This is a genomic window from Pseudomonas sp. S35 (assembly GCF_009866765.1).
Taxonomy (GTDB): Bacteria; Pseudomonadota; Gammaproteobacteria; order Pseudomonadales; family Pseudomonadaceae; genus Aquipseudomonas.
Window position 1 is genome coordinate 5,491,740 of record NZ_CP019431.1, and the last position, 20,319, is coordinate 5,512,058.

Here is a 20,319-nt window from a genome sequence, read left to right on the forward strand (position 1 = left end):
GAATAGGTCAATCATGAGTGCGTTGCAATCACGTCGCCTGCGCTACGGCATGGGCGCCATTGGGTGGGTGTTTGTGTTGCTGGCGGCGTTACGGTTGGTGTTTGTGCTGGGTTTTTCCGGTCTTGATTTAAACACCCCGGCGCTGCTGGAAACCCTCGGCATCGGCCTGCGGTTCGACCTGCGCCTGGCAGTCTTGTTGCTGTTGCCGCTGGCCGTACTGGCATGGCTGCCGCGCTGGAACCTCACCACGCTGCCGGCTCTGCGCTGGCTGGCGCGTGCCTATCTGGTGGTGGCACTGGCGGTGATCGGCTTGGTGTACATCATCGATTTCGGCCATTACGCCTACCTCGGCGTGCGCATCAATGCGACGGTGCTGCGCTACCTGCAAGACGCACAGATTTCACAACAGATGGTGTGGGAAACCTACCCCGTGCTGTGGATAACCGCCTGTTGGCTGACAGCGGTCGCGTTGTGGGTCTGGGCCTTGATCTGCCTGGAGCGCCTGACCCTGGACCGCTCACCCACCGCCATCAACCGGTGGGCACTGGCGTCAGTATCCGTGATGGGCGTCGCCGCCGTGCTGCTGGCCCTGCTCGGGCGCGTCGCCAACCTCAACCTGGAAAACCCGGTGCCGCTGCGCTGGAGCGATGCGTTCTTTTCCGGCAATAGCCAGGTGGCCGCCGTGGGCCTGAACCCGGTGCTGTTTTTGTACGACACCCTCAAGGTCGACCAATCGCAGTTCGACGAAGCCCAAGTGCGTAAAAATTACCCGCAAATCGCCCAGTACCTGGGGGTGGATCAGCCGGATGCCCGGCAGCTCAATTTCATCCGCCACCAGGGTGTGCAACCTTATCGCCTGGCCAGCGAGCGCCCGCCGAATGTGATCTTCGTCATGCTCGAATCCCTCGGCACCAGCGCCGTCGGGGCCTACGGCAACCCGCTCAACCCCACGCCGAACCTGGACAAGCTGGCCAGCCAGAGCTGGTTCTTCAAGCACTTCTACGTGCCGGTCACCGGCACCGCCAAGACCGTCTGGGCCAGTATCACTGGCGTGCCCGACGTCACCCGCCAGGAGACCGCCACGCGCAACCCGCTGATCACCCGGCAACACACGCTGATCAATGCGTTTGAGGGTTACCAGAAGTTCTACATGATCGGTGGCAACGCCGGCTGGGCGAATATCAACGCGCTGATCCGCCAGAGCATCGACGACGTGCAGCTGTTTGAAGAGAGTGACTGGCAATCGCCACGGGTGGACGTGTGGGGCATTGGCGACCTGGACCTGTTCAAGGAAGCTGATGAACGGTTGAGCAGGATGCCCAAAGACCAGCCGTTCTTCGCCTACCTGCAAACCTCCGGCAACCATCGGCCGTTCACCATTCCCAAACACAACGACGGTTTCCAGGTGGCGGACGTGACGCTGGAGCAAGTCCAGGCGGCCGGCTCGCGCAGTGTCGAGCAATACAACGCGGTGCGCCTGCTCGACTACAACATCGGCCGCTTGATGGAAATCGCCAAGGCCGGCGGCTACTACGACAACAGCATTTTTGTGTTCTTCGGCGACCACAACACGCGCATCAGCCAGATCCCGCACATGGCGCCGGCCTTCGAGCAGTTGGGCCTGGAAAGCAACAACGTGCCGCTGCTGATCCACGCACCTGGGCTTGCGCCGCGAGTGATCGAAGACGCCGTGGGCCTCGCGGACCTGTTACCGACCGTGGCCGGCATGGCGGGCATACCGTTTGCCAATGGCGCCATGGGCCGGGATATCCAACAACCCGCGCCCGAGGGTGAGCGCGTGGTACCGCTGGTGTTGCGCGAGGGCACATTCCCGATCATCGGCGGCGTGACCCGACACTTCCTGTTGCAGATGCAGCACGACGGCAGCTCACCGACCCTGCACGACTTGGCCTCGCAAACCCCGCGCGAGGACGTGGCCGCGCAGCATCCCGAAGAATTTCAGCGTCTGCAGGGACTGACCCGTGGGCTGCATGAGAGTGCGCGGTTGATGTTGTTGCGCAATGTACGGGAGTGATTATTTGGGCTGGAAGGTTTCGAGGTACGCCAGGATGTTGTCGATCTTCTCCTGGTCACTGATCCCCCAGAAGATCATCCGCGTACCACTCACCACCTTCTTCGGCGCCTCGATATAGGCGGCGAGTTTGTCCCGAGTCCAGACCACCCCGGAGTTTTTCATCGCGTCGGAATACTGATAGTCGGCGGTGGTGCCGGCAGGTCGGCCGATGATGCCGTTGAGTTCCGGGCCGAACCCGCCGCGCGCGCCTTCGCCGACGCTGTGGCAGCCGCCGCAGGTCTTGCTGAAGAGTTTGCCGCCCGCCTCGGCATCGCCGGCCGCGAGGGCTGCGGGGGTGTTGAGTATAAGGGCGAGGCTAAGCAGGACGTACTTCATGGGCACTCCACATCGGCTGGTGCGGCGATTATGCCTGTTTGTCAGCAACCCATGCCCATCCAGATCACGGCTTCGTTGCAGGCTCACCGACGTGGCCGCGTTCACGGTTGATCGCCTTTTGAGTGGGTTACAAAGCAATGGCATCGTGCCGTACCTCCCGGCAAACAGGCTAACCAGACGTTCTGAATGACCACCCATCGTTTAAGACACATCCAATCGAACCTATCCGGCGGTATCCCACTCCACCTTACTGAACCCTGATGGTGGAGTAAGGATCATGGCTCAGCCATCGATTTTGGTGCTGGAAGACGACGAGATCATTCGCTCGTTAATGGTGGATGTACTGGAGGAATTCGGGGCGCATGTGACCTCTTTTCCTTCGGCGGACGAAGGGATGATTTTTCTGGAGCGTGATGATGAGCAGGTCGATCTGATCGTCAGTGATGTACAGATGCCAGGTTTGCTCAACGGCTATGACTTGAGCCGGGTCGTGGCCCATAGATGGCCAGAAGTGCAGGTGGTGCTGACATCCGGCAACACCAAGATTGCGGCGCAACTGGGGGGCTCGGTGCGGTTTTTGCCGAAACCGTGGAGCGCCGAACACCTGCTTGAGTGCGTGCAGACCGCACTGACCCAGCAAGGCTCGCGCCTGCATTGATAGCGTCGCGATATCACTTAAACCGAACTTTGGGACAAGCGCTGCGGTCATTGATGAGCAGGGAGTGACTTTTCTGATCCGCTGGTCAGGCTTTTCGCCTTGTGCGTACAGCTAATGGCTATGAGCTGTGTAGAATCGTCGCCCATTTCGACGCGTCACTCATGGCCGGCAGGCCCACAGTTCGAGCTTACTGAATGCATTCACAGGCCCCTGACGTTGGTGCGCCCTCGTTGCTGGAAGCGTTGCGCACAGGCACTGCCCTGCTGCACGTTGCCTTGGAAAAACGCTTGCCGTTTTTCTGCGAACGCCTGGATGCCGACTGGTACCAGCGCCTGCTCCAGGCGTACTACGGGTTTTATGGGCCGATGGAAGCGGCGTTGTATGACAGCAACTTGATCCCCGTAGGATTCGACCAAGTACTGCGTGTGAAAACGCCGACCCTGTTGAGCGACCTTCATGCCTTGAGCCTGAATAAGCACGCTATCGATGCCCTGCCCCGCTGCACCCACTTGCCGCCCCTCGACACCCCGGCCGCGTGCCTTGGCGCCCTGTATGTGCTGGAAGGCGCGACCCTGGGCGGCCAGGTACTGCGCCGGGAAATGGCCCGACGCCTGGACCTGGACGCCGACAACGGCGGTGCGTTTCTCAATGTGTATGGCGCCGAAACCGGTCGGCGCTGGAAAGACTTTCTCGACTATCTGGGCCACCTGCCGCTGGATGCGCCAGCCAAACAACGCGCGGTGGACGCGGCCCGTTCGACATTCAGCTGCTTTGAGCGATGGCTCGACAGCCAGGAGGTACTGCTATGAAACCCGATGATTTTGAAGAGCTGCTTGCCAACTGCGCCGACGAGCCTATCCGTTTCCCAGGGGCGATCCAGCCCCACGGTGTGTTGCTGACGTTGTCCGACCCCGGCTTGCAGATCATCCAGGTCAGCGCCAACGTTGCCAGCCTGTTCAACCATGCGCCCGAGGCGCTACTGGGCCAGCCGTTGCACACGTTGCTGGGCGCCGAACCTGCTGCGGCCGTACAACGCATGGTCGAACACAACAACTTTATCGACGCACCGCCGCTGCACGTGACCTTCAACGGCGCCCGGTTCGATGGCTTGCTGCACCGCCATCAGGGCGTGCTGGTGCTGGAATTCGAGCCCTTGCTGGAGAACTTCCAGCCGCGGGCACTGAATGGTCGCACCAGTGACCTGGGCAAGATGCTGCAACGTTTGCAGGCGGCGAAAACCCTGCAAGCGCTGTACGAAATCAGCGTGAATGAAATCCAGGCCATGACCGGCTACGACCGCGTGCTGATCTACCGATTCGAAGAGGAAGGCCACGGCCAGGTGATCGCCGAAGCGTCGGCGCCGTCTATGGAGCTGTTCAACGGGCTGTTCTTCCCCGCGTCCGACATCCCCGAGCAGGCCCGCGAGCTGTATCGCACCAACTGGTTGCGCATTATCCCCAACGCGGCGTACGAGCCGGTGCCGCTGTTGCCTAAGTTGCGTCCGGACAGCGGCGAACCGTTGGACCTGAGCTTCGCCACCCTGCGCAGCGTGTCGCCGATTCATTGCCAGTACATGCAGAACATGGGCGTGTTGTCGTCCATGAGCATCTCCCTGATGAAGGGCGACAAGCTGTGGGGCCTGATCAGTTGCGGCAACCGCGAGCCACTGCTGGTGCCCAACGAATTGCGCACGGCATGCCAGACCATTGGCCAGGTGCTGTCGCTGCAGATCAGCGCGATGGAAGCGTTGGACCTGAGCCGCCAGCGCGAGGAAAAAGTCGAGGCGTTGGCGTTGCTTGATCAGGCGATGAAGGCCTCGGCAGACAACGTGTTCGATGGCCTGGCCCAGCAAGGCCAAGTGCTGATGGACCTGACCCTGTCCGGCGGCGTGGCGATCATCGAGGACAAGCAACTGCACCGCTACGGCAATTGCCCGGACGCGGCGCAGATCCGTGCGTTGCACAAGTGGCTGCAAGACAGCGGCGAGCCGGTGTTTTCAAGCCATAACCTGGCCTCGGTCTACGCGCCGGCCGCCGAGTTCCAGCAGGTGGCTAGCGGTGTCCTGGCCATGAGCCTGCCCAAGCCTGTGGATAACGGCGTGTTGTGGTTCCGTCCGGAAGTGAAGGAGAACATCAACTGGAGTGGTGACCCGAACAAACCGCTGAACCTGGAAAGCTCCGACGCCGGCCTGCGTCTGCGCCCACGCACTTCGTTTGAAATCTGGAAAGTCGAGATGGCGGGCATCTCCACCAAGTGGAGCCACGGCGACCTGTTCGCCGCCAATGACCTGCGCCGCTCAGCCCTGGAAAACGACCTGGCCCGCCAGGTGCTGCGCGAGCAACAAGCCGTGCGCGCACGGGATGAGCTGGTGGCGGTGGTGTCCCACGACTTGCGCAACCCGATGACGGTTATCTCGATGCTGTGCGGCATGATGCAAAAGGCCTTCAGTTCCGATGGCCCACACACCTCGCGCCGGATCTCCTCGGCCATCGACACCATGCAACAAGCCGCCGGGCGCATGAACGTGTTGTTGGAAGACTTGCTCGACACCTCGAAAATCGAGGCCGGGCGGTATGTGGTCAAGCCGGTGGCACTGGATGTAAGCCAGATGTTCGAAGAGGCGTACTCGTTGCTCGCGCCGCTGGCGATGGAAAAAGGCATCGACCTGTCGTTCAACGCCGAACCCGGTCTGTTGATCAATGGCGATCCGGAGCGCCTGTTCCAGGTGCTGTCGAACTTGATCGGCAATGCGATCAAGTTCACCCCGCGACAGGGCAATATCGGCATCAGCGCCATGAGCAACGGCGAAGAGATCGTGTTCTCGGTGCGCGATTCCGGCGAAGGCATTGCGCCGGAACAGTTGCCCCATGTGTTCGACCGCTACTGGACCCAGACCGAAAACAACCCCACCGGCAGTGGCTTGGGGCTGTACATCACCCAGGGTATCGTCCAGGCCCATGGCGGCAAGATCGTGGCGGAGAGTGAAGTCGGCCGTGGCAGCGAGTTCCGGTTCACGGTGCCGAAAGTAATTTCAGACTCACATACCTGACCGTCCTGTTGCCGCTGGCTGACGGGAGCGAAAAAAGCGCTGTTGATGAGGTCTGAAACGACTCGTCAACCGCCGTCATATCTTGCAGCAGGGGATGAGTAGCCCTCCCTCCTTGCCCTCTATTACGTTAGGCAAGCTTCGCAGCAAGCGGCGAAGTACATCTATAGCGATAGAAGGATAGTTTTATGTCGGGTCCTATTAGCTCCACGCGCATGCCTCAATACCCAACCGCCAACCCACCCCAACCGCATGATGATGCAGCCCTTCAACGCAAGAAGCGCAGTATTGATGCCCCTCAATCGCAGTTGGAGCCTCACGCTCACGACGGTTCTTCAGGCAGCCGCCGACACCGAGGAGGTAGCGGGCTGGACAGCCTGGGCAAGGGTAACTTGCTCTAATGCACCGTACGAAGGCCGGTGCACTGTCCTTCGTACTTCCCTGCCGTACGTCTTAACAAAACACTGACATACACTGCGCTACTCTCACCGACCTAACTCTGGCCGGAGCCTTTTTCTGCATGCTTGCCCCCGATAACCTGCCCGCCCTGCTAGCCGGCCCTCTGCTGCGGCGTCTGGAACCTCGGCGCCTGGTGCTCTGGCTGGCGGCAAGCCACACATTAGCCTTGACCCTGCGGCTGCGGCTGGCCGACCAGCACGTGGATATCCCGTTGGGCGACGATCAGTGCCAGGTCGTGCCCGTCGGGCGCCACGCGTTTATCCATCTGATTGACGTGCAGTTGGACGAGGCGCTGCCCCAGGATGTAGTCATCGACTACGACCTGCTGCTCGACGGCGCCGGCATCGCCCAGTGGGCCCCGCACCTGCTGTACGCCGATGCCCAATCCCCGAACTTCGTGCTGCACAGCCGTATCCACCAACTGGTGCATGGCTCGTGCCGCAAACCTCATCACAGTGCGGATGAAGGCCTGCTCTGCGTCGATCGCTTGCTCGCCAACGCTCCCACCCTAAGCGAACGCCCGGCGCTGTTGATGATGAGTGGCGACCAGGTGTACGCCGACGACGTAGCCGGGCCGATGCTACGGGCGATCCATGCGCTGATCGCACGCCTGGGCCTGTTCGATGAATACCTCGAAGGCGCCGTGATAGATGACAGCGCCAGTCTCTATGGGCATCGCGCCAGCTATTACCATCGGGCCGACCTGCTCCCGGCGCTGGACAGCAACGAGACCTTGCGCGAGCGTTTTTTCGGCGGCGTGAAAAAGCCGATCTTTACCAGCAGCACCGCCGACAATCACCTGGTGACCTTCGCCGAAGTCCTGGCGATGTACCTGCTGGTGTGGTCGCCCACACCCTGGACGCTGATCACCCCGCAGCCACCGCAACTGGCTACCGATGAAGCCGCACGCTATGCCCGCGAGCAAGTGCAGGTGGATAAATTCCGCGCTGGCTTGCCGGGCGTGGCGCGGGTGTTTGCCCATCTGTCCACCTTGATGATCTTTGACGACCACGACATCACCGATGACTGGAACCTCAGCGCGCAATGGGAAGAGACCGCCTACGGGCACCCGTTCTCCAAGCGCATCATCGGTAACGCCTTGCTCGCCTACCTGTTGTGCCAGGGCTGGGGCAACAACCCGGATGCGTTCGAGGGGTTGGTGAGCCAGACCCAGGCGCTCAGCGCCCAGGCGCACAACAACCACCTGGATGCGGCTGCGCAGGATCATTTGCTCGGCGCGCTGCTCAAGTTCCAGCAATGGCACTACGTACTGCCCACCACCCCGGCCCTGGTGGTGCTCGACACCCGCACCCGGCGCTGGCGCAGTGAGTTCACGCTCCAGCAACCCTCCGGCCTGCTGGACTGGGAAGCCTTGAGCGAACTCCAGCAGGAACTGCTCGACCACCCTTCGGCCATCATCGTTTCACCGGCGCCGATCTTTGGCGTGAAGCTGATCGAGACCGTGCAAAAAATCTTCAGCTGGTGCGGCCAGCCATTGTTGGTCGATGCAGAAAACTGGATGGCCCATCGCGGTGCGGCCCAGGTGATCCTCAACATTTTCCGCCACTCGCGCACGCCGGGTAACTACGTGATCCTCTCGGGCGACGTGCACTACTCGTTCGTCTATGAAGTGCTGATTCGTCATCGTAACGCCGGCCCCAGGATCTGGCAGATCACCAGCAGCGGCATCAAGAACGAATTCCCGCCACGCCTGCTGGAATGGTTCGACCGGCTCAACCGCTGGCTCTACTCACCGCGCTCGCCTCTCAACTGGTTCACCCGCCGCCGCACGATGCAGGTGGTGCCGCATATACCCGAACACGCCGAGGCCGGTGAGCGACTTTGGAATTCGGCCGGGATCGGCCAGGTGTTTTTCAACGAGCAAGGCCAGCCTGCGGCGATTTACCAGCACAATGCTAATGGGAAAGCCCCAACGAAGATGGTCGCGCCGAAATAATGGCCTCGAGCCACTAGCCAAAAGCAGCACATCCGCCCTATTCAAAGCTTCCAAACCACGTTGTACAGTAGCGCCAGCCACGGAGTATCGGCGTCAACATCGGCAGGCCTTGGACGCCTGCCCAGCCAAGGAATGCGCAAATGGACGATATTCCCGACAGCAACTCGCCGGACAATGACTTTTCCCACCTTAACGCCGATTTGTTGCACACCATCCTGGAGTTGGTCAGCGATGGGATCTGGGACTGGAACGCCAATACCGGGTTTGTCTACCGCAACCCAGGCTGGTACGAAATGCTGGGCTACCCGCGCCACTCCCTGGAGAACAGCGTATTCACCTGGGAAAACGTCATCCATCCGCAAGATTATCCCCATGTGATGACGCTGTTCGATGACTACATCAGCCGTCGCACGCCCCATTACCAGACCGAATACCGTTGCCGCAAAAAAGATGGCAGCTACCTGTGGATCGAAGACCGCGGCTACGTGATTGCGCGCAATCACGACGGCTCAGTGGCGCGGATGGTAGGCGCCCATCGCGATATTCATCTGCGTAAATCCTCGGTCGAACAGTTGGAGCGGCGCAATCAATCGCTTGAGGCGCTGGTGGCCGAGCGCACGCGTGAGCTGTCGCGGGTCAACCAGCAGCTGCAACTGCAGCTGGACGAAAACCGCTCCCTGGCCGAACGGGAAGCCCTGACCCTCGTTGCCAACCGCTACCGCCTGGAGAAAGTGCTGCTGGAAGAATGCGAGCGCGCCCAGCGCTTTCGCCTGCCATTGGCGCTGATCGCGATGGATATCGACGACTTCAAGCCGATCAATGACCGACACGGTCACGGCATAGGTGACCAGACCCTGGTGCACGTGGCGCAATGCCTGGAAAGCTGCATGCGTGAAGGCGACCTGCTGGCCCGCTGGGGTGGCGATGAGTTCATGGTGGTGCTGCCCGAAAGCTCGCTTGAGACCGCCAAGGCGTTGGCCGAAAACATCTGCCGGGCGATCAAAGCCAACCCGCAACCCGGCGACGTCAGGGTCACTCTGAGCCTGGGCGTCGCCGAGCGCCAAGTGGATGAGTCCCCCGCGGCCCTGATGGCGCGGGCCGATCAGGCGTTGTATCGCGCCAAGGCAGCGGGGAAAGACGGCGTGTCCGCGTAGGCCAACGCCGTATCAGCGCACCGGCGGCGCGTACTGGATGCCGCCGTTGTTCCACAAGGCATTGAGGCCGCGCTTGATCTTCAACACGCTGCCCTGGCCGATATTGCGCTCGAACACTTCACCGTAGTTGCCCACTTGCTTGACGATCTGCACCACCCAGTCCTTGCGCAGTTTCAGGTCCCGGCCGTACTCGCCGTCGGCGCCCAGCAGTCGCGCTACGTCCGGGTTCTTGGTGGTTTTGGCCTGTTCTTCAACGTTCTGCGAGGTGATGCCCAGCTCCTCGGCATTGAGCATGGCGAACAGGGTCCACTTGACGATACTGAACCACTCGTCATCCCCCTTGCGCACCAGCGGCCCCAAGGGCTCCTTGGAGATCACTTCCGGCAGCACCACGAATTCATCCGGGTGGGCCATCTTGATGCGCTGGGCATACAAACCCGACTGGTCGGTCGTCAGCACGTCGCAACGCCCGGCTTCCAGGCCCTTGGCACTTTCGTCGGCAGTGTCGAAGGTGATCGGCGTGTACTTAAGGCCGTGGGTGCGAAAGTAATCGGAAACGTTGAGTTCGGTGGTGGTGCCGGCCTGGATGCACACGGTCGCGCCATCCAACTGTTTGGCCGCCGTGACGCCCAGTTTGTTGTTCACCAGAAAGCCGATGCCGTCGTAGTAGGTTACGCCGGTGAACACCAGGCCCATGCCCGAATCGCGGGAGCTGGTCCAGGTGGTGTTACGCGAAATCAGGTCGATCTCGCCGGACTGCAGCGCGGTGAAACGCTCCTTGGCGGTCAATTGGGTGAACTTCACTTTGGACGCGTCGCCAAACACCGCGGCGGCCACGGCGTGGCACACATCCACGTCGATGCCGGTCATCTTGCCCTGGCTGTCGGGCACGCCAAAGCCTGGCAAACCGTCGCTGACACCGCACTGGATAAAGCCCTTTTTCTGGATGGCGTCCAGTGTCGCGCCCGCGTGGGCGGTGCCGGCCAGGCCCAGGACGGCGGCCGCACTGATCGCGGCCAATGAGGTTTTGAATGAGGTCATGCGAGGCGCTCCCTGTCGTTCCCTGTTATTCGGCGCCGTACAGCCCGCGCCGGTTTCTGATGCTGGCGGGGAGTATCGACGGGTTTGCAGCGCTGCCACAAACGACCTTTTGGCAACAGCTCCTTCCGATTTGGAATGACCCGGCGACTTTATTTCGTTTGCGACAGGGCATGGCGCACGGCTTAGATAAAAAGACGCCCGCCACTGCCGAGTCCAGGATTCATGAGCCGCGAAACCATCAGCCAGTCGATTTCCATCGTTCACCCCATCAGCCTCAGCCACGGCAGGAACGCCCAGGTGTGGGACACCACGGGCAAGCGCTATATCGATTTTGTCGGGGGGATCGGCGTGCTCAACCTCGGCCATTGCCATCCCGGTGTGGTGCAGGCCATTCGTGAACAAGCGACCAAGCTGACCCACTACGCCTTCAACGCTGCGCCGCATACACCCTACATCGAATTGATGGATCGCCTTACCGCGTTTATACCAGTGGACTACCCCGTCAGCGGCATGCTCACCAACAGTGGCGCAGAAGCCGCGGAAAACGCCTTGAAAATCGTACGCGGCGCCACTGGCCGCACGGCGGTGATCGCCTTCGACGGCGCGTTCCACGGCCGCACCCTGGCCACCCTCAATCTCAATGGCAAAGTGGCGCCCTACAAGCAAAAGGTCGGCGTGCTGCCCGGCCCGGTGTATCACTTGCCCTACCCGAGTGCCGATAACGGCGTGACCCGTGCCGAGGCGCTGAAGGCAATGGACCGCCTGTTCAGCGTGGAAATCGATGTCAGCGATGTAGCCTGTTTCATCATCGAACCGGTGCAGGGCGAAGCCGGCTTCCTCGCACTGGATATCGAGTTCGCCCAGGCGCTACGGCGGTTGTGCGATGAGCACGAGATCCTGCTGATTGCCGATGAAATCCAATCCGGCTTCGGCCGCACCGGTCAGCGTTTTGCGTTCTCACGCCTGGGCATCGAACCGGACCTGATCCTGCTCGGCAAAAGCATCGCCGGCGGCGTGCCGCTAGGCGCGGTGGTCGGGCGCAAGGCATTGATGGACAACCTGCCCAAAGGCGGGCTGGGCGGCACTTACTCCGGCAACCCCATCGCCTGCGCGGCGGCGTTGGCCACCCTGGATGCGATGACGGATGAGGCGTTGCACGCCTGGGGCACCCAGCAGGAGGCCGCAATTGTGAGCCGCTATGAAACCTGGCGCGCACAGCAGCTGTCGCCCTATTTGGGCCGCCTGACCGGCGTCGGCGCCATGCGCGGCATCGAACTGGTGAATGCCGACGGCACGCCCGCGTCCAAGCAACTGACCCAACTGCTGGGTCTGGCGCGGGAGGCCGGGTTGCTGCTGATGCCCAGTGGCAAGTCGCGGCATATTGTTCGACTGCTGGCACCGTTGACCATTGAGCCTGAGGTATTACAGGAGGGACTGGATATTTTTGAAGCGTGCCTCGAGCGCCTGGTTTAACAGCCCTTATCCGCCAGCCGGCAGCCTTGCACAGTGATAAGGGCATTGTGCTGCCTTGACCTCATCCCCCTCCCCCCTGAAAATGCGCGACGCTTTTTTGTCTCCCCGTTTACTGAAGTAGTGAAATTTCAATGTCCGATTCTTACACCGAACACTCCACCGAAGAATCCGTAGTCGCCTTGCACGCCAAAGCTGAATACGAAAACGCCATCAATCTTTCACAGCATGTGCCAGCCGCCAAGATCATCAGCGAGATGGTGCTGGACGCGTTTCACACCTCCAAGGAAAGCGACCAGATCCGCGAGCTGCGCCTTGCCATCCGCCAGGCCCACGACGCTTTCGATGACGACAAGGCCTACGACCTGATGGGCCAGCTCAAGCAGCTCAAGGACGCCGAAGCGGCGGACACCATCGCGCTGGAAGACCTGAGCAGCAAATTCTCCATCAGCCGCATCCTGTCCAGCTTCAAGGACGACCCTGAATTCCAGGAGCTGGTCTACGGCCTGGCCCTCAAGGTGCTGAACCAGTCTCACCAAGCCATCAGCAACCCGAGCGCCGGCAAGGGCAAGGCTTCCCGTCCCAAGAAAGAAGCCGAAGTGTTTGTGATCAGCAAGGACGGCATCAGCGTCACCCTGCCACTGCGCACGCCACGCTCGAAGTTGAACGTCGACCGCGAAGCGTTCGAGTTCCTGGGCTTCAGCTTTGTGGGTGAAGGCGATGAGGCCGAGTTGGACGTCGAGAGCTTTGTGGATAACTCGGGGGCTGAACAGCCGCTGAGCCGCAAGAGCGTGATCACCGCGCTGCAGCAGCAGACGGCGTTTGAGGGGTACAGCATCGCGCAGCAGTGAGCTGAACCCCAATAAAAAGCCCCGGACTTCGTATGAAGGCGGGGCTTTTTGTTATCAGACGGCGGCCAACCGATCGCGCTTTTTCATGGGGTACCTCGCTGTTCCAATTCATCCTTGTTGTAAATGGCGAACATCCAAAAGTGGCCATCACTGGTGAGCCAGTAGTAGATAAGCACTGCTCGATCTATGATTGCGCCACTTGCGCCGCAAACACCTCACGAAACCGCGCCATCTCGCGCTTGCTCCCCACCGTCACGCGCACCCACTGCGGCCAGTTCCCCCACACCCGCCCGATCAACACGCCGTGTTCGGCAAGTGCGTCGATGACCTGCCCTGCCGGGCGCTTCACGTCGATCATGAAGCAGTTGGCCTGGGATGCCGTGCACGTAAAGCCACGGGCCTTGAGCCAGGTGATCGTTTCATCACGCAACTGGGCATTGAGTGCCTTGCGTTGCGGCAGCAGTTTGACGTCTTGCAGGCTGGCAAGGCCGCCGAGCAGGGACGCGCCGGCCGGGACATTATCACCGCCGAACACCGCCAAGCGTTCCAGCAGCGCCGGGTGGCCGATCGCCAGGCCCAGTCGGGCGCCCGCCATGCCGTAGATTTTCGAGAACGTGCGCAGTACCAGCAGGTCGTCGTGGTCCTTGACCCAGCTCACCACGCTTGGGGTGTCGGCAAAGTCGATGTAGGCCTCGTCCACTACCAGCACGCTGCCTATGGGTTTGTTCGCCAGGGCTTGGCGAATGGCCTCGGTTGGCGTGACAGTGCCCGTCGGGTTATTGGGGTTGCACAGGTAGAGCATGCCGGCCTGGGGATCGGCCGCGAGCATGGCCGGGACATCGTGGGCGTGTTCGGCGTTGAGATTCACTTCCTTGAACGCCGCCTTGTTCGACTCGGCAGCCTGGCGCGGCACTTCGTAGGACGGGGTAGCCATGACCAGGCCGCGGGTTTCGCTGGTGAATGCCAACACCGCGTAGCGCAGTGCGGCCATGGAGCCGGAAAACACCGCGACCTGCTCTTCGGCAATCCCTTGTTGCTGGGCAAACAACTCGGCCAGGGCGTACATGTGTTTGTACGGATACCGCCCGGCAGTGGCGATGCCGCGCTGCATCGCTTCGCGGGCCGCCGCCGAAGGCCCGTAGGGGCTTTCGTTGTAGTTGAGCAGTACCTTGTCAGTCTTGGCCGAAGGCGGCGCGGCGACGGCCCAATCCAGGCGTGCGAGCAAAGGCAGGGCGGCGCCGAGGGCGAGAAGGGATCGACGACTGACGCTGACCATGGTGACTACTCCTTGTAGGCGGGGACGGATTCGCACTGCTCGTATTAAGAAGTATGACGAGACGCGAGTAGGCTGATTTAACGAGCACCCATGAAAAAGCCCCGTACTGCTTTCGCAGACGGGGCTTTTTTGCGGGTGGGATTTCAGCGCTCCCAGTAGTCAGCGATGGGGTATGTTTCGCACAAGCGCTCCAGTTCGCAACGCAATTGCACGCGCACAGCGGGCTCGAAGTGGTACTCGTGCTCGCCCAGCGGCGTCACCTGGTCGAGTACCCGGCACACCAGATCGACGACTTGCCGACAGCCATCGGCATCGATGTTGCGCTGCGCCATAGAGCCGGTGCCGATACACAAGCCGCTGGTCACGGCTGACGAACGCGGCTCGCCCGGTACACGACTTTTATTCACCACGATACCGCAGCCTTCCAACGCCGACTCGGCGATGGCACCGGTCATGTCACCGCGCAGGCGGATCTGCACGATATGGTTTTCGCTGCGTCCGCCGATCACTTCATAGTCATGGGCCTGAAAGGCGTAGGCGGCTTCGTCGGCCAAGGCGCGAACCCGTCCCATGCAAACATCGAATTCCGCTGTCATCGCGTAGCCCAATGCGGCCGCTTTGGCGGCGATCATATTGACCGCCGGCGCGCCCTGCATCCGCGGGAAAACCGCCTGATCCAGCACACGGCTGAAGGTCGCTTTCAAGCCAGGCACCTTGGTATGGGCGTCGCGGCCGGACAGGATCAGGCCACCACGCGGGCCACCCAGTTGCTTGTGAGTACAGGTGGTAGTGACGTGCGCCGCGTTAATCGGGCTGGGGTGCCGGCCGGTCACGACCAGCCCGGCGATATGGGAAATATCAGCCAGCAGGATCGCACCGGCTTCGTCGGCAATGGCGCGAAACCGCTCGAAATCCACCACCCGCGAATACGCCGATGCCCCGCAAATGATGATGCGTGGACGATGGGCCAGCGCCTGGCTGCGCACCTGCTCGTAATCGATCAGCCCCTCGGCGGTGGTGCCGTAGCGAATGGCCTTGTAGTAGGCCCCGGTAAACACGGCGGGGCTGCCGTGAGTGAGGTGCCCGCCGTGATCGTGGGCCATGCCCAGCAAGGTATCCCCAGGCTCAAGCAAGGCCGACAGCACTTGGGCGCTGGCGCTGGAACCCGAGTGCGATTGCACGCTGGCGTAGTGGGCATCGAACAACTCACGCGCGCGGCGGATCGCCAACGATTCGACCAGATCGACATTCTCGCAACCGGCACGATGGCGCTTGCCGGGCGTGCCCTCGGCGGTGATGTTGACCAGGGCCGACGCCGAGGCCACGAGGGTGCGGGGCTTGACCGCACAGGAGGAAGCGACCAATGACAGCGTGCGGTGTTGGCGCGCCACTTCGGCGTCCAGCAGCATCGCCAACTCCAGGTCTTCGGCGTGCAGGTCTGCCATCCCTCGGCGCAACAGGTCAGCCTGATCCTGCAGATGTACGGTATTGACTGGCATGAGGATGTCCTTTCCTTGGTCGCTGCGTGTCAGTTCGTCCTGAACCGTGGCGTCCAATTAAACAGGAAATTAAACATTTTCCAAATTAAATGTTCGCTTTTGTCCCCCTTAACCGAGCGCATGGCCATTTGCCTTGCCGCCTGAGGCTGCCGGGCATCCGGGACTTTATTGTTAGGCCATACGCGTGCAACACTTGCGCCCGCCGCGACGCGTGAAACGCCCTGGATGGGTGCTTCATCGCTGAATCAGCCCGCGTGGCACCTGCAAAGATCAACGTTTTTTACGATAGGGAAGTGGTGAGCACGTGATGCACAGACGAGAAAAAACCGAGCACTTGAAGAGCAATATCAAGTATTTGATCAAGAGCCGTGGCGAGACCCAGCTGTCACTGTGCAACGCCGCCGGTCTGACCCGCACCACGATCTACAACATCCTCGAAGGCAAGGTCGTCAACGTTCAGCAGTCGACCCTGCGCAAGATTTCCGACTTCTTCGGCGTGTCCTACCAAGAGATCGAGACCGTCGACTTTGAAGCCAAGGAAATCATCGAGAGCAGTGCCTCGCCCCAAGGCAACATGAACCCGGCAGCCGTGCCGGTGCTCAAGGAAAGCCAGGTCATGCAACACCTCGACAAGCGCATTGGCGAACTGGCCATCCTCTACCCGCTCACATACTACTTCGGCACGTCCCACAACCTCATAGGCGTGCAGCTGGAGCGCCCCCTTTGCGGCGTGAATGAGCCGGGAGACCTGTTGATCATCCAGAAGGGGTCGTCGAGCGACGATAAGGAAAAACTGGTGTTCGACAGGGCCACCCAAACGCTGTTTATCAGCCGTGAAGCCTGCGTCAGCTCAGAACACCTGTGTGTACTGGGCGATATCATCGAGGAGCGCTTCAATGACCACGTATGAAGGCGAGATCGAAAACAGCAAGTACAAACTGCTTGGCTTCGACAATGACAAGCGCTTGGCGGTGATCATGATCATCGCCACGGGCAAGATCATTCGGGTCAAGTTGAGCGAAGTCTTAAACAGCGAAATCATGGATAACCTAAATAAAATGGAAGTTAAAAACCTGTACAAGAAGTACTACTCCCAAGCCGGTACGGTGACGGCGTACGACCTCAATGATCGCAATGAAAATTCGTGGATGATCTACATCATCCTGAACCTGCTGCTGTTCACTTTTTACATCTTCACCAGCATTGCCGCGACCAAACCGATCTATATCGAGTCCCTCGACATTATCGTCACCCCTGGCACGTTCCTGTACCCGCTGACCTTCCTGATCGTGGACCTGCTCAACGAAAACTTCGGCCTCAGGCTCGCCCGAAAGGCCATCCTGTTTGCCTTTGCCAGCAACGCGATGATCATTATTTTGCTCTACGGCTCGACCTTTCTACCCGGCCTGCCAGGCTGGAAACTCGACGGGCCGTACAACGACGTGATCGTGCAGGTGTCGTCGGTGCTGGTCGCGTCTTCGGTGTCGTTCCTGGTCTCGGAAAACATCAACTCGTATTTGCTGTGCAAGATCAAAGAGCTGACCAACTCCAAGTACCTGTACCTGCGCATCTTCCTCAGCACCTTCTTCGCGGTGATTATCGACAGCTTCCTGTTCTGCTTCATCGCGTTCTACGGCGCCATGCAGACCAGCGATATCCTGAGCATGATCTATGTACAGATCGCAATTAAGGTGGGCTTTGCGTTCTTCAACATCCTGCCGGCCTATGGCGCGCGTTCGTTGTTCAAGCGCTACCTGACCAACGCCACTGCCTGATCTAGGTAGATACCGTCTTAACGCCCGTCAAGACGGGATCTACGTGGGGATTAGTCGAGTTGCAGTTTTTGCTTCAGGTTCTGCATGACATCCGCCTTGTTCTGCAGGTACTCATTCAAGCCCCGCGCACGCAGGTTGCACGCGTCACACTCGCCACAGCCACTGCCAAGGACGCCGTTGTAGCAGGTCAGTGTCTGCTGGCGGACCAAGTCCAGTTGCTGGTGGTAGTCGGCCAGGGCCCAGGTTTCAGCCTTGTTCAGCCACATCAGTGGGGTTTGCAGGCGCACGTCATATTCCATGCCCAGCTTGAGTGCCTGGTTCAGCGCCTTGACGAATTCATCGCGGCAGTCCGGGTAACCGGAGAAGTCGGTTTCGCACACGCCGGTGATGACGGTCTCGGCCTTCACCTGGTAGGCGTAGATCGCGGCCAGGGTCAGGAACAGGATATTGCGCCCCGGCACAAAGGTGCTGGGCAGGCTTTCACCTGAGCTGTTCACGGTGGGTACCGGGATGTTGTCGCGGGTCAGGCTGCTGATGGCCAGCTCGTTGAGCAGCGACACGTCCATCACTTTGTGGACGGTGGCCCCCAACTGCTTGGCAAGCTGCTGGGCGACTTCGACTTCTGCCACATGGCGCTGGCCATAATCGAAGGTAATGCAGTGCACTTCATCGTAGTGCGGCAGTGCGTGGATCAAACAGGTGGTGGAGTCTTGTCCGCCACTGAACACGATTACGGCTTTTTTACTCATGGTTCTGCGTCCTGCATGGGTAGGATGTGGGCATAGTTTAAAGCTCACTCAATAAAAAACCCCGCGCTTCTTACGAAGGCGGGGCCTTTTTACTGCTCAGGCACTCAGTGTGCGTAGGTCAGCAACAGCTCTTTCGGTACTTGGAAATCCAGGGACATCATCACGCTGAGCGCGGTGATGGTGAAGATCGAGAACACGAACAGCTTGCGCGCCCAGACGGTGTCATCCACCGCCTTGTAACCGGTCCAGGCCATGTACAACCAGTACATGCCCATGGCCGCCGCGACGGCGAGGTAGCTCATGCCGGCGTAGCCACTGAAGGTCAACATCAAGGTCGCCACGAGGAAGGCCAGGATGTAGAGCAGGATGTGTTTCTTGGCGACCTGGATGCCACGCTTGACCGGCAGAACCGGAATCGACGCAGCCAGGTAGTCGTTGAAACGGAAGATCGCGATGGCGTAGGAATGCGGCATCTGCCACAGGCTGAACATCACCAGCAGCGTCAGCGCGGCCATGTCGAAGCTATTGGTTACAGCCACATAACCAATCACCGGCGGCATCGCCCCCGACAGACTGCCCACCAGCGTGCCGTGCACCGACTTGCGCTTGAGGTACAGGCTGTAGAGGCCGACGTAGATGACAAAACCGATCACGGCAAACAGCGCCGCCAACGGGTTGGCCACCTTGTACAACAACGCCACACCGGCAACACCCAGGACGGTCGCGTAGATCAGTGCCAGCTTCAGGGAGATAAGGCCCTGGACCAGCACGCGATTCTTGGTGCGCTCCATCTTGATATCGATGTCACGGTCGATGCAGTTGTTGAACACGCAACCGGAAGCAACCACCAGGGACGTACCGATCATCGCAGCCAGGAAAATGGCCAGATCGACATGTCCCTTGGAGGCCAGGAAGAAACCGCCCGCCACAGAAAGCACGTTACCGAAAATGATCCCCGGTTTGGTGATTTGGATAAAGTGCTTAAGCGACATCGGGTCTTACCTCACTTCGCCATCATGAACGTATGGATGCTGAACATGATCCATATCGACAGGCCAACCAGCAGCAGGATTACTAAACCTGCGAACACAAACGCAATCACGTTATCGCGCTGCTCTTTAGAGCGATCCAGGTGCAGGAAGTACACCAGGTGAACCAGTACCTGAATCACCGCGAACGCCAGCACGATCATCAAGGTGATCGACTTCGGCAGGGTCGGGTACATCACCAGACCGAACGGGATGAGCGTCAGGATTACCGACAGGATGAAGCCGATGGCGTACGACTTAACGCTGCCGTGGCTCGAATCATGGCTGTCATGGTCATGGGAGTGTGCATTAGCCATTACAGTGTCCCCATCAGGTAAACAACGGTGAAGACGCAGATCCAGACCACGTCCAGGAAGTGCCAGAACAGGCTCAGGCAAGTCAGGCGAGTCTTGTTGGTGTTGGTCAGGCCGTGCTTATTGACCTGATACATCATCACCGCCATCCACAGCAGGCCGGCAGTTACGTGCAGACCGTGGGTGCCGACCAGCGTGAAGAACGCCGACAGGAAACCGCTGCGGTGCGGGCCGTAGCCTTCGGAGATCAGCAGGTGGAACTCGTTGATCTCCATGCCGATGAAGCCCAGGCCGAGCAGGAAGGTCAGGCCCAGCCAGGTCAGCACGCCTTTCTTGTTGCCCTTGTAGAAGGCCAACATGGCGAAGCCGTAGGTGATCGAACTGAACAACAGCAAGGCGGTTTCGCCGAGCACGTAAGGCAGTTCGAAGATGTCGTGGCCCGACGGGCCACCCGCTACGTTGTTTACCAGTACCGCGTACACCGCAAAGATCGACGCAAACAAGATGCAGTCGGTCATCAGGTAGAGCCAGAAACCGAAAACGGTCATCGGCCCCGAGTCGTGGTGATGGTCATCGTGCCCATGGTCATCGACATGGGCGTGTCCAGCATTGGTCACTAAGTTCGACATGGT

Annotated in this window: 18 protein-coding genes; 10 read left to right on the forward strand and 8 right to left on the reverse strand. The window is 60.2% G+C overall.

The genetic code is table 11. The features are described from left to right. Nucleotides 1-13: 13 nt before the first annotated feature. A complete protein-coding gene (locus PspS35_RS24740) occupies nt 14-2,035 on the forward strand; it encodes an LTA synthase family protein (protein ID WP_159937168.1) in 2,022 nt (673 codons plus the stop codon). Here the strand turns inward: PspS35_RS24740 and PspS35_RS24745 are convergent, their stop codons facing one another. Continuing rightward, nucleotides 2,036-2,410, reverse strand: coding sequence for a cytochrome c family protein (locus PspS35_RS24745; RefSeq protein ID WP_159937169.1), 375 nt, complete (start codon nt 2,408-2,410; stop codon nt 2,036-2,038). It abuts the gene before it with no gap. A gap of 277 nt (nt 2,411-2,687) precedes the next feature. Here PspS35_RS24745 and PspS35_RS24750 point away from each other — a divergent pair, with 277 nt between their 5' ends. The 5 genes from PspS35_RS24750 (at nt 2,688) to PspS35_RS24770 (ending at nt 9,684) form a co-directional block, all read left to right on the forward strand. Continuing rightward, the gene (locus tag PspS35_RS24750) at nt 2,688-3,068 is read left to right on the forward strand and encodes a response regulator (protein WP_099587293.1); all 381 of its coding nucleotides are present in this window, start codon (nt 2,688-2,690) and stop codon (nt 3,066-3,068) included. Nucleotides 3,069-3,262: 194 nt separating this feature from the next. Beyond that, nucleotides 3,263-3,877 carry a biliverdin-producing heme oxygenase gene (locus PspS35_RS24755; RefSeq protein WP_159937170.1) on the forward strand — a complete coding sequence of 205 codons (615 nt, stop codon included), beginning with the start codon at nt 3,263-3,265 and terminating at the stop codon, nt 3,875-3,877. Continuing rightward, a complete protein-coding gene (locus PspS35_RS24760) occupies nt 3,874-6,117 on the forward strand; it encodes an ATP-binding protein (RefSeq protein WP_159937171.1) in 2,244 nt (747 codons plus the stop codon). The genes PspS35_RS24755 and PspS35_RS24760 overlap by 4 nt, the downstream gene beginning before the upstream one ends. A gap of 517 nt (nt 6,118-6,634) precedes the next feature. After that, entirely contained in the window at nt 6,635-8,530 is a 1,896-nt protein-coding gene (locus tag PspS35_RS24765; RefSeq protein WP_159937172.1) for an alkaline phosphatase D family protein, read from the forward strand. A 140-nt stretch (nt 8,531-8,670) separates the two neighbouring features. Beyond that, nucleotides 8,671-9,684 carry a sensor domain-containing diguanylate cyclase gene (locus PspS35_RS24770; protein WP_159937173.1) on the forward strand — a complete coding sequence of 338 codons (1,014 nt, stop codon included), beginning with the start codon at nt 8,671-8,673 and terminating at the stop codon, nt 9,682-9,684. 12 nt (nt 9,685-9,696) lie between these two features. Here PspS35_RS24770 and PspS35_RS24775 read toward each other — a convergent pair whose 3' ends face one another. Then, complete coding sequence (locus PspS35_RS24775) at nt 9,697-10,725, reverse strand: amino acid ABC transporter substrate-binding protein (RefSeq protein ID WP_159937174.1); 1,029 nt, start codon at nt 10,723-10,725, stop codon at nt 9,697-9,699. Between the two features lie 222 nt (nt 10,726-10,947). On the opposite strand from PspS35_RS24775, the gene PspS35_RS24780 reads away from it, so the two are divergent. Together PspS35_RS24780 and PspS35_RS24785 are read left to right on the forward strand one after the other, a co-directional pair. Next, nucleotides 10,948-12,198, forward strand: coding sequence for an aspartate aminotransferase family protein (locus PspS35_RS24780; RefSeq protein WP_159937175.1), 1,251 nt, complete (start codon nt 10,948-10,950; stop codon nt 12,196-12,198). A 131-nt stretch (nt 12,199-12,329) separates the two neighbouring features. Next, complete coding sequence (locus PspS35_RS24785; RefSeq protein WP_159937176.1) at nt 12,330-13,046, forward strand: hypothetical protein; 717 nt, start codon at nt 12,330-12,332, stop codon at nt 13,044-13,046. A 184-nt stretch (nt 13,047-13,230) separates the two neighbouring features. On the opposite strand, the gene PspS35_RS24790 is transcribed toward PspS35_RS24785, so the two are convergent. Both PspS35_RS24790 and PspS35_RS24795 read right to left on the reverse strand, forming a co-directional pair. Continuing rightward, complete coding sequence (locus PspS35_RS24790) at nt 13,231-14,322, reverse strand: pyridoxal phosphate-dependent aminotransferase (protein ID WP_159937177.1); 1,092 nt, start codon at nt 14,320-14,322, stop codon at nt 13,231-13,233. Nucleotides 14,323-14,465: 143 nt separating this feature from the next. Then, complete coding sequence (locus tag PspS35_RS24795; RefSeq protein WP_159937178.1) at nt 14,466-15,821, reverse strand: serine hydroxymethyltransferase; 1,356 nt, start codon at nt 15,819-15,821, stop codon at nt 14,466-14,468. Between the two features lie 307 nt (nt 15,822-16,128). Here PspS35_RS24795 and PspS35_RS24800 point away from each other — a divergent pair, with 307 nt between their 5' ends. Further along, a complete protein-coding gene (locus PspS35_RS24800) occupies nt 16,129-16,731 on the forward strand; it encodes a helix-turn-helix transcriptional regulator (RefSeq protein ID WP_159937179.1) in 603 nt (200 codons plus the stop codon). Beyond that, a complete protein-coding gene (locus tag PspS35_RS24805; RefSeq protein WP_159937180.1) occupies nt 16,718-17,596 on the forward strand; it encodes a queuosine precursor transporter in 879 nt (292 codons plus the stop codon). Before PspS35_RS24800 ends, PspS35_RS24805 begins: the two co-directional genes overlap by 14 nt. 50 nt (nt 17,597-17,646) lie before the next feature. On the opposite strand, the gene queC is transcribed toward PspS35_RS24805, so the two are convergent. The 4 genes from queC to PspS35_RS24825 all read right to left on the reverse strand — a co-directional run bounded on the left by queC (nt 17,647) and on the right by PspS35_RS24825 (nt 20,316). Further along, the gene (gene queC, locus PspS35_RS24810) at nt 17,647-18,345 is read right to left on the reverse strand and encodes a 7-cyano-7-deazaguanine synthase QueC (RefSeq protein ID WP_159937181.1); all 699 of its coding nucleotides are present in this window, start codon (nt 18,343-18,345) and stop codon (nt 17,647-17,649) included. Nucleotides 18,346-18,449: 104 nt separating this feature from the next. After that, nucleotides 18,450-19,337 (reverse strand): heme o synthase, encoded by an 888-nt coding sequence (gene cyoE / locus PspS35_RS24815; RefSeq protein ID WP_003194050.1) that lies wholly within the window; start codon nt 19,335-19,337, stop codon nt 18,450-18,452. An 11-nt stretch (nt 19,338-19,348) separates the two neighbouring features. After that, entirely contained in the window at nt 19,349-19,690 is a 342-nt protein-coding gene (gene cyoD / locus PspS35_RS24820; protein ID WP_017734785.1) for a cytochrome o ubiquinol oxidase subunit IV, read from the reverse strand. Then, nucleotides 19,690-20,316, reverse strand: coding sequence for a cytochrome o ubiquinol oxidase subunit III (locus PspS35_RS24825; RefSeq protein ID WP_159937182.1), 627 nt, complete (start codon nt 20,314-20,316; stop codon nt 19,690-19,692). The genes cyoD and PspS35_RS24825 overlap by 1 nt, the downstream gene beginning before the upstream one ends. Nucleotides 20,317-20,319 lie beyond the last annotated feature (3 nt).

Coding starts and splice junctions, on each gene's coding strand:
- PspS35_RS24760 (WP_159937171.1), top strand. CDS start 3,874: ATGAAACCCGATGATTTTGAAGAGCTGCTTGCCAACTGCGCCGACGAG.
- PspS35_RS24745 (WP_159937169.1), bottom strand. CDS start 2,410: ATGAAGTACGTCCTGCTTAGCCTCGCCCTTATACTCAACACCCCCGCA.
- PspS35_RS24800 (WP_159937179.1), top strand. CDS start 16,129: ATGCACAGACGAGAAAAAACCGAGCACTTGAAGAGCAATATCAAGTAT.
- cyoE (WP_003194050.1), bottom strand. CDS start 19,337: ATGTCGCTTAAGCACTTTATCCAAATCACCAAACCGGGGATCATTTTC.
- PspS35_RS24825 (WP_159937182.1), bottom strand. CDS start 20,316: ATGTCGAACTTAGTGACCAATGCTGGACACGCCCATGTCGATGACCAT.
- PspS35_RS24770 (WP_159937173.1), top strand. CDS start 8,671: ATGGACGATATTCCCGACAGCAACTCGCCGGACAATGACTTTTCCCAC.
- PspS35_RS24790 (WP_159937177.1), bottom strand. CDS start 14,322: ATGGTCAGCGTCAGTCGTCGATCCCTTCTCGCCCTCGGCGCCGCCCTG.
- PspS35_RS24780 (WP_159937175.1), top strand. CDS start 10,948: ATGAGCCGCGAAACCATCAGCCAGTCGATTTCCATCGTTCACCCCATC.
- PspS35_RS24795 (WP_159937178.1), bottom strand. CDS start 15,821: ATGCCAGTCAATACCGTACATCTGCAGGATCAGGCTGACCTGTTGCGC.
- PspS35_RS24750 (WP_099587293.1), top strand. CDS start 2,688: ATGGCTCAGCCATCGATTTTGGTGCTGGAAGACGACGAGATCATTCGC.
- cyoD (WP_017734785.1), bottom strand. CDS start 19,690: ATGGCTAATGCACACTCCCATGACCATGACAGCCATGATTCGAGCCAC.
- PspS35_RS24765 (WP_159937172.1), top strand. CDS start 6,635: ATGCTTGCCCCCGATAACCTGCCCGCCCTGCTAGCCGGCCCTCTGCTG.
- PspS35_RS24755 (WP_159937170.1), top strand. CDS start 3,263: ATGCATTCACAGGCCCCTGACGTTGGTGCGCCCTCGTTGCTGGAAGCG.
- PspS35_RS24785 (WP_159937176.1), top strand. CDS start 12,330: ATGTCCGATTCTTACACCGAACACTCCACCGAAGAATCCGTAGTCGCC.
- PspS35_RS24805 (WP_159937180.1), top strand. CDS start 16,718: ATGACCACGTATGAAGGCGAGATCGAAAACAGCAAGTACAAACTGCTT.
- queC (WP_159937181.1), bottom strand. CDS start 18,345: ATGAGTAAAAAAGCCGTAATCGTGTTCAGTGGCGGACAAGACTCCACC.
- PspS35_RS24775 (WP_159937174.1), bottom strand. CDS start 10,725: ATGACCTCATTCAAAACCTCATTGGCCGCGATCAGTGCGGCCGCCGTC.
- PspS35_RS24740 (WP_159937168.1), top strand. CDS start 14: ATGAGTGCGTTGCAATCACGTCGCCTGCGCTACGGCATGGGCGCCATT.